We start from the raw sequence: 1253 nt of genomic DNA, 5'->3' as shown, positions 1-1253 counted from the left end.
TGACCTGCCCCCTGCCGGTCCCTCATTCATAACGAGAGTCTGCAGGTTGGGTTTGGGTATTCTGGTTCCCGATCTGGCGCAAGCTCGCCGGGCGCGGAGCCCTCAAGCTGCTCAAGCGCTCGGCGGGCGTGCAGCGGTGTTTGATTGCCAAGTGATGAGTGCGGCCTGACCGTGTTGTAATCGTAGCGCCACAGCGCCAGCTTGCGGCGCGCATCGTCCAGGCTGTCAAAGATCTCCTCATTGAGAAGCTCATCCCTGAGACTGCCATTGAACGATTCGATGAACGCGTTCTGTTGGGGCTTGCCCGGATCGATGTAGTGCCATGGCACCTCGTTCTCGTCGGCCCATTTCAGGATCGCCCGACTGGTCAACTCAGTCCCGTTATCGCTGACAATACAACCTGGCTTGCCGTAGACCCGGATCAGGGCGCTCAGCTCTCGGGCAACCCGTGCGCCGGATAGACTGGTGTCTGCGACAAGACACAGGGACTCCCGCGTGCAGTCGTCGATCACGGCGAGGATCCGGAACTTTCTCGACGAGCCGAAGCTGTCGGACACGAAGTCCAACGACCAGCGCGCGTTGGGACAGGTGGCGACCGGCATCGGTGTCCTGGTGCCACGCGCCCGTTTCCGGCCTCGCCGTCGCTTCACTGACAGCCCTTCCTCGCGGTAGATGCGATAGAGCTTCTTGTGGTTCATGCTCATGCCCTTGCGCTCCAGCAGGACACCGATCCGGCGATACCCGAAACGACGCCGCGTTCCAGCGATCTCCTGCATCTCCTTGCGGATCTCGGCGCAGTCCGGCGGGCGTTCACGCCGGACCGTCTTGGGATCGACACCGACAAGCCTGCAGGCCCGGCGCTGCGAGATGTCATGATCCCGCATCACCCGGAGCGCCGCGTCTCGCCGCTTCATCAGTGTCGTCAGCTCTTTCCCAGCAGGTCCTTCAGCACGACGTTGTCCAGCATGGTGTCGGCCAGCAAACGCTTGAGTTTGGCGTTCTCGTCTTCCAGCGCCTTCAGCCTCGCGGCCTCCGACACCTCCATGCCCCCATACTTGGACTTCAACTTGTAAAAAGTCGCCGTGCTGAGGCCGTGCCTGCGACACACCTCCGCAGTCGGCATCCCGGCCTCCTGCTCCTTAATCATCCCGATTATCTGCGCCTCGGTGAAACGGCTCTTTCGCATTCGTCTGCTCCTTCAGTGTTGGCGCAGACTCTACACTACGATGAGGGATTTCGCGGGGGGCAGGTCA

Annotated in this window: 1 protein-coding gene; it reads right to left on the bottom strand. The window is 61.6% G+C overall.

Features of this window, described 5'->3' with window-relative positions; genetic code table 11:
• Positions 1 to 26: 26 nt before the first annotated feature.
• Positions 27 to 1186 (bottom strand): IS3 family transposase gene (locus DDT93_RS26315; RefSeq protein ID WP_232825587.1). Its coding sequence is split into 2 segments (ribosomal slippage): positions 27 to 937 and positions 937 to 1186, totalling 1161 coding nucleotides; the frame shifts between segments, so codons are not numbered across the junction.
• Positions 1187 to 1253: the final 67 nt, after the last annotated feature.

This window comes from Albibacillus kandeliae (assembly GCF_003116585.1).
GTDB lineage: Bacteria > Pseudomonadota > Alphaproteobacteria > Rhodobacterales > Rhodobacteraceae > Albibacillus > Albibacillus kandeliae.
This window is presented reverse-complemented; position numbering and strand designations above follow the sequence as displayed.